Source organism: Massilia genomosp. 1, assembly GCF_011682185.1.
GTDB classification, from domain to species: Bacteria; Pseudomonadota; Gammaproteobacteria; order Burkholderiales; family Burkholderiaceae_D; genus Telluria_A; species Telluria_A rubra.
Window position 1 is genome coordinate 1 of sequence record NZ_WHJF01000179.1, and the last position, 7,005, is coordinate 7,005.

Sequence of the window (7,005 nt, forward strand, 5' to 3'; positions counted from 1 at the left end):
TTTGAACAATCGCGCCGAGCTATCACACCAGCCAACGCGACAACGAGAACGGCAGATGCGCCGCTTCAAATCACCTGGCCATGCACAGCGTTTCCTGTCGGCTCATGGCCCTATCAACAACGCCTTCCGGTGCCAGCGTAACCAGCTGTCGGCGCAGCAATATCGTCACGTCCGCACTCAAGCATTCTCACTCTGGAACCAGATAACCGATGTAGCGATGAACGGATAATTTACAGCATCCCAAGATCTCAATACAGCCGGATCGAGCCGAATTGCCTCTGGTTCCGCCTTCGATTCAGCAAGTTGACAGTACCCCTTGTAGCCGGCATAGTCGTCCACCATCAGGTGGCCGCGCCAGCCGTGCAGGAACGAGCGCACGTGGGCGCCCGCGCGGCTGGTCTGGTAGTCGAACACGACGATCGGCGGGCCGTCATCGTGCACGCCGGAACGATAGGCCCACAGGTAGGCGTGGCGCGTCTTGCCACTGCCCGGATCGAGCTGGCGCACTGGCGTTTCATCGGCATGCAGGCAATCGTGCTGGCGCAGCAGTTCGGCCAGCCGGTCCGCCAGCGGCTGCAGGGCCACGCCGATGCGCCCGATCCAGTCGGCCAGGGTCGAACGGGCCAGTGGCACGCCTTGGCGCGTTGCGATCTGCTCGATCCGGTACAGCGGCAGGTGGTCGAGATACTTGCAGGCGGCGATCCAGGCCAGCAGGCCCACTGCGGCCATGCCACCATCGATGACGGCAGCCGGGATCGGCGCTGCTGTCACCGTCTCGCAGGGACGGCAAGCATATTGCGGACGAATGTGGCGGTGCACGAAGAAGCGCGCTGGCTCCACGTCCAGTTGCTCGCTGACGTCCTCGCCGATCTTGACCAGGTCGGCGCCGCACTGGCCGCACTGGCACGACTCGGGCTCATGGCGGTGCTCGATGCGCTCCAGTTCCGGCGGCAGCGGTTGGCGGCCGGCGCGCTTGCGTGGCGGTTTGACGGGTGCCTGGCTGCGCAGTTCCTCATCGATGGCCGCGAGGTCCATATCGACGGTCTCGTCGAACAGCATGCGCTGTTCCCCGACCAGTGCTTCGCTGGCCTTGCCAAAGCGCACGCGCTTGTAATAAGCCAGCTCGAACGTCAACGCCTTGATCTTGAAGTCCTTCTCGGCGAGCTTGGCCTGCTGCTGTTCGATCAGCGCCTGCACCTGCGCCAGCAGCGCTGGGGCGATGTCGGTGCGGGCAAGTTCGTCGAGCAGATTCATGCCGAGCAGTTTACCGGTCTCGGACGACGTTTACAAGCACAACAGTTTACGTCGTCATAAGCGCCACTGCGCAGGGGCGGGCGCCGACAGGCGCTGCCAGTCCACACCAGCGATGAGCCACTGCCACTGTTCGGCACTGACCTGCCAGCTTGCCTCGTCGGCTGCGGGCCAAATGAACTGGCCACGGTGCAGCCGGCGCAGGCACATCCAGACGCCGGTGCCATCCCAGCACACCACTTTTAAGCGCGTGCGGCGCCGGTTGGCAAACACGTACGCCGTGCCGTCGCAGGGCGGACGGCCCAGCGCCTGCTGCACGTGCAATGACAGCCCATCAATGCCAGTGCGCATATCTACCGCCGCAGTGGCAAGCCAAATGCTATCTGCCGAAACATCCATCACAGCGCGCGCATCAACTCGGCCAGCCAGCTGGCCGGCACGTCGAGCGGCACGGTCACGGTCCAGCCGCGTTCGCTGCGCAGAACGATACCGCTGGAAGCGCCAGTAGGCGTCACACGCACAGGCAAAAATGCTGGTGACAACTGCGCTTCGCCCAGCCGCCGCGCCCAGTAGCTGACCTGGCGTTGAGAGACACCGTTCTCAATAGCGAATGCGCGCTGGGACAGGCCGCTTGCCTGCCACCGTGCCACGCGCTCCTGCCACTCGTTAATTTGCTCCACATTTGCCACCATATTTCTCCTCGAAATTGAAGAAAGGAGTGTGGCCGCAGCGTTCAGGAATTCATAGATGGGTGGGCTGGATGCTTACGTTCTTTGATCTCAGCCGCTAACGGTCTTTGACGGCCCACGCTTCACGGTGTGCCGTGATAACCTGGAGCTCGCACCTATACTATCAGTAGCTTAAGCTGAATACGCCTCGCCTGCTGTCGTCCCGGGGCACCGCACATGCAGGTGTGCGGGGGGATGCAACACCGTACCGATGAGCAGCTACGTTGATTCAGACGTGCGCGAGTGGCTCGGCAGCGCCGAGCAGGTTCTCGATCGGCTCGGGTCTGTGCAGCAAGAACCCTTGAGCGTAGTCGATACCAATCTCGCGCACGTACGCTAGCACTTCCGCCCGGTCCACGAATTCGGCGACCGTCTTTACCCCCACCACCCGGGCCACGTCGACGAAACAGCGTACTGCGGCGGCGTCCAGCGGATCGTCGATGACGTCGCGGATGAAACTGCCGTCGATTTTCAGCAGATCGACCTTGAGAGTCTTCAGGTATCCAAATGATGAAGCCCCGGCGCCGAAGTCGTCGAGGGCCACCCTAGTCCCGAGAGCGCGGACCTGTTCGATGAAGTTCGCAGCATCGGCCATATTCGTGACGGCGGCGGTCTCCGTAATCTCCAAGCAGATGCGCCGGCAAACCGCGCTGCCGGCTTCGGTCAACGCGTCGATGGCATGCCGGTGAAACGCCCGGTCGCCCACCGACTGCCCTGACAGGTTGATACACAAAGTGTCAAGAGCATTCACGTCTGGCATAGCCTGAATCTGCTGCATAGCGCGCTTGAGTACCCAGCGGTCTATACGCGTGGCCATGTGGAAGCGCTCTGCAGCCGGTAGGAAGGCCCCCGGCTGGATCAGGCTGCCATCGCTATCCAGCAAGCGGATGAGTACTTCCGCGTGAAGGCCCGTGGAGCCCTCGCAGAGTGTTTCGATGCGCTGCGCATAGAGCGCAAACCGGTCCTCATCCAGCGCCTGCTCCAGCCGCGAGGCCCACTGCATTTCGCCATGACGTGCGCGCATGGCTTGGTCGGTGTCGAACCACGCATGCACTCGGTTGCGGCCCGCCTCCTTTGCGGCGTAGCATGAGGTGTCTGCCGCCTGCATGGCGGCGGCCGTGCTTGCCCAGCGGTGGTCCACAGGCACCAGGCCGATGCTGGTGCCGATGCGGAAGCGGCGATCGTCGTGCAGGAACCTGAAGTCCTCCATGCGGTCACAGATCTGCTGTGCCACGCGCTGGGCCTGGTCGGACGGGCAGTGCTCCAGGATGACCGCAAATTCGTCCCCCCCAAGGCGGGCCAGGGTGTCGCGCGCACGAACGGCTTCGCGCAGCAGCTTGGCCACCTGCTGCAGGAGCTGGTCGCCCACTGAGTGTCCGCAGGCGTCGTTCACGAGCTTGAACTGGTCGAGGTCGATGTACAGCAGGGCATGCTCGCTACGTTCCTCGTGAGCCTTGTTCAGCGTACGGCGCAAACGGGTCTCAAACTCGGCGCGGTTGACCAGGCCAGTGAGGGCGTCGTGCGTGGCGCGGTAGCTCATCTCGCCGGACAGTCGACGCTGTTCGGTCACGTCGTGAAAGACCAGCACGACGCCGAGCACGTCACCACTCCGACTGCGAATCGGCGCAGCGGAATCCTCGATGCCGAACTCATCGCCGTTGCGTGAGATGAGCACCGTGTTGTTGGCCAAGCCCACAATCTTGTCCTGTGCCAGACAGGTGGCCACAGGGTTCTCGGTGGGATGCCGGGTCTCTTCATTGACGATGTGAAAGACATGGGTCAGTGGCCGTCCGAGCGCTTCGCCGGACAGCCAGCCGGTCATGCGCTCGGCCACCGGGTTCAACCAGGTCACCTGGCTGTGCGCATCGGTGGTGATCACGGCGTCGCCGATCGACTGCAGGGTCACGCGAAGGAGCTCGTGCTGTTCGGCCAGTTGGTTGGTGAGCTCGCGCAGTGGCGTCACATCCCAATTCACGCCCACAATGTGCCGAGTTTTGCCTGCGGCGTCACGCGTCACAGTGCCAGCGGCACGAAGAAAGTGTACGGAGCCGTCGCTCCAGATCACACGAAACTCGGAGCGAAAGTCGGCACCGCTTTCCAAGGACGAATTGAACTCTAGCTCGGCGCGGCTTCGATCAGCGGGATGAAGGTGCCGAGCCCAGAGCTCGTAGCCGTCCTTACCAGATCCCTCAGGCAGACCGTAAAGCGCGTACATCAGGGCATCCCAGGTAAGCACGCCGGTTTGCAGGTTAAGCTCCCACACCCCAATGCCAGCGGTTTCGGTCGCCAGCGTGACGCGCTGTTGAGCGGCTTCCAGAGCAAGGCGATCTTGGACGCGCCGGGTAATGTCCTGGAATGCGCCGAACAGCCGCACAGGCGTTCCACCCTCGAACTCCGCATTGCCTACCGTACGCACCCAGATCCTGCGACCGCCCTTCTGGATGAAAGGCAGTTCCAGGTCCCAGTTCGTGCCGTCGGCCATGGCTTGCGCCACGGCCGCCTCGATGGTGCGGCGCGCTTCCGGCGCATAGAAGTTGATTGCCTCAGCAAGCTGGGGTTGGTAATCAGACTCCACGCCGTGGATGCGACAGGTCTGCTCGGACCAGAGGATGCTGCCGTTGCCAATGTCGACCTCCCAACCGCCAACCTGAGCTAGAGCGCCGGTGCGGTTCAGCAGTTCCTCGCTCTTGCGCAATCGTTCTTCCTGCACCTTACGCGCCGTGATATCCAGGTGTGTGCCGAACATCCATTCGGGCTGGCCGTCTGCAGTGCGGGTCAGCACCTTGCCGCAGTCGAGCACCCAGACCCAGTGTCCGTCGCGGTGGCGCATGCGCGCCTCGCATTCGTAATACGGCGTGTCGCCCGTAAAGTGAGTCTGAAGCAGCGCACTGGATCGCACCATGTCCTCGGGGTGGGCCAGATTGGCCCAGGTCTGGATAGTGGTGGGGTAAAGCTCGTCCAGGGTAACCCCTACGATCTCGGCCCAGCGGTCATTGAAGCGCGTCTCGCCGGTCTGAACGTTCCATTCCCAGGTGCCCGCGCCGGTGCCCTGAATGATCGCTGCCTGGCGCTCGCGTTCTTCGTCGAGTGCTCGGCGCGACTGCAAACGCTCGGTGGTGTCCTCTACCGAACCGACGTAGCCGGTGACCCCGTCATCGCCATCCAGCAAGGCACGCGCAACAGAGCGCACATGGCGCACTGTGCCATCGTGGCGGCGGACCCGGAACTCCATGTCGAATTCTTGCTTCAGTTCCGCTGAGTGCTGCCAGTGAGCGAAGACGGCGACCTTGTCGTCGGGATGGACTGTGTGGTTCCAGCCGTCGCCCAGAGCCTCGGCCTTGCTTAGGCCGTAGATGGCTTGCCAGCGCGCATTGGTGTAGATGCAGCCGCCGGCCGCGTCGATGGCAAACACGCCTAACGGCGATGCCTCGCTGAGCGTGCGAAAACGGGTTTCACTGGCCGCAAAAGCCCGTGCCATACGACGTGATTCCAGCGCCTGGATGGCAGCAATCGACAGCAGGCGCAGCGCCTCGCGCTGCTTCTCACTCAGACGGCGTGGTACACGGTCGATCACGCACAGCGTGCCAACGTGAGCGCCGTCACTCAAGCGCAGCGTGGCGCCGGCGTAAAAACGGATGTCAGGCGCCATGGCCACCAATGGGTTGTCGGCAAAGCGGGGGTCGGCCAGAGCATCAGGCACTTCGAAGATGCCGTCATCAAGGATCGCGTGAGCGCAAAACGCGACGTCCCGGGGTGTTTCGGTCACCCCGGGGAGGCCTAAATTGGCCTTAAACCATTGCCGGTCGCGATCAATCAGGCTGATCAGGGAGATCGGGACGCCGCACACCAAGGCAGCAGTTGCCACCAGCGCATCGAACTCACGCTCGGGCGCGGAGTCGAGCACGTCGAGCTGTTCCAGCGCTCGCAAGCGCTCCCGTTCGTCTAATGGCATCTGTGCGCTCAGCATAGGGGGTTCGTTCAATGGAATATTCCCGATTGTCTCACAGCGGCACATCGTGGACAGCGCGAACTGGGCTTCTTAACCCGGTTTTCCGTTCCACTGCACCTTAAACCCCAAATTTTCTGTAGAACGGCCCTTCCGTCATTGCACTTACCTTGAGGCACCCACAGAATTCGGACAAAATAGTACGCTAAGGAAGCGCTGATCTATTGTAGGCAGCCGGCCATCCCACCTATGATTTCCTTATTTCCACGCTCACCCTGCACTTCTTGATTTTCGGGAGGGCTCAGGGTGGAAAATACGGATCGCGAACAGTTATGGCAGGCACGTTTGGCGGAATGGCAGGTGGGCGGGAAGACGCAGCGCGCCTATGCCATTGAGAATGGCGAGCAGGAACGGAAGATGGTTTCGACTGGGGAATGATCGACCAATGTAGTGTTGAATTATCGTTACTTCTTCTTACAGCTGAAACTGGCGCAATACACCTGTTTAAATCGAGCGCAATTATTCTGTCCATACGCCTTTTCCTACCTGGATAGGAAATTCCCTTGATCGCACCTATGGAGAAAAACTATGAAAATTGCCTTTCTGCTCGCATCCACCCTCGCGCTCAGCGCTCCTGCTTTCGCTAATCCTGACGATATCTCCTTAGGGACCCCCGGATACGGTGGCACTGGCTGCCCTGCTGGCTCTGTATCAGCCACGCTGAGCCCTGACGCGAAATCCTTAAGTCTGCTGTTTGACCAGTACCAGATTTCGGTAGGTGGCGAAACGGGTAAAACGTTTGACCGCAAGAGCTGCAACATTGCAATTCCAGTGCACGTACCGTCAGGCATGAGCGTTGCTGTCTTGAAAATCGACTATCGCGGCTTCAATAAGCTGCCTGCTTTAGCGACTTCGCAATTTAACGTCGAGTATTTCTTCGCCGGTACCAGAGGCAATCTACCGGACTTAAGCCTGTCGATTTTTTTACGATTGAACGTCGAAATCGCTTGACAAGATGACCGCTTCGCGCGGCCGCCGCCCTGCACGCGAGGTTTTTTTTCGCGTGCAGGGCGGCGGCCA

The 7,005-nt window shown here is 61.3% G+C and carries 5 protein-coding genes and 2 pseudogenes; 3 read left to right on the forward strand and 4 right to left on the reverse strand.

Annotated features, from left to right (window positions below; genetic code table 11):
- A pseudogene (locus F1735_RS37035) lies at positions 1–229 on the forward strand (IS6 family transposase); the annotation flags it as partial.
- Positions 230–315: 86 nt separating this feature from the next.
- Here F1735_RS37035 and tnpC read toward each other — a convergent pair.
- From tnpC to F1735_RS32030, 4 genes and pseudogenes are all read right to left on the reverse strand, one after another.
- A pseudogene (gene tnpC / locus F1735_RS32015) lies at positions 316–1,254 on the reverse strand (IS66 family transposase); the annotation flags it as partial.
- A gap of 54 nt (positions 1,255–1,308) precedes the next feature.
- Entirely contained in the window at positions 1,309–1,650 is a 342-nt protein-coding gene (tnpB, locus tag F1735_RS32020) for an IS66 family insertion sequence element accessory protein TnpB (protein ID WP_166882630.1), read from the reverse strand.
- Positions 1,650–1,943 carry an IS66 family insertion sequence element accessory protein TnpA gene (gene tnpA, locus F1735_RS32025; protein ID WP_167240863.1) on the reverse strand — a complete coding sequence of 98 codons (294 nt, stop codon included), beginning with the start codon at positions 1,941–1,943 and terminating at the stop codon, positions 1,650–1,652. Before tnpA ends, tnpB begins: the two co-directional genes overlap by 1 nt.
- 265 nt (positions 1,944–2,208) lie before the next feature.
- Positions 2,209–5,946 carry a PAS domain-containing protein gene (locus F1735_RS32030; RefSeq protein WP_167240865.1) on the reverse strand — a complete coding sequence of 1,246 codons (3,738 nt, stop codon included), beginning with the start codon at positions 5,944–5,946 and terminating at the stop codon, positions 2,209–2,211.
- A gap of 285 nt (positions 5,947–6,231) precedes the next feature.
- Here F1735_RS32030 and F1735_RS37615 point away from each other — a divergent pair, with 285 nt between their 5' ends.
- Positions 6,232–6,363: a hypothetical protein gene (locus F1735_RS37615; protein ID WP_267876715.1), complete on the forward strand. Its 132-nt coding sequence runs from the start codon at positions 6,232–6,234 to the stop codon at positions 6,361–6,363.
- Between the two features lie 150 nt (positions 6,364–6,513).
- Positions 6,514–6,936 carry a DUF4360 domain-containing protein gene (locus F1735_RS32035; protein ID WP_167240866.1) on the forward strand — a complete coding sequence of 141 codons (423 nt, stop codon included), beginning with the start codon at positions 6,514–6,516 and terminating at the stop codon, positions 6,934–6,936.
- Positions 6,937–7,005 lie beyond the last annotated feature (69 nt).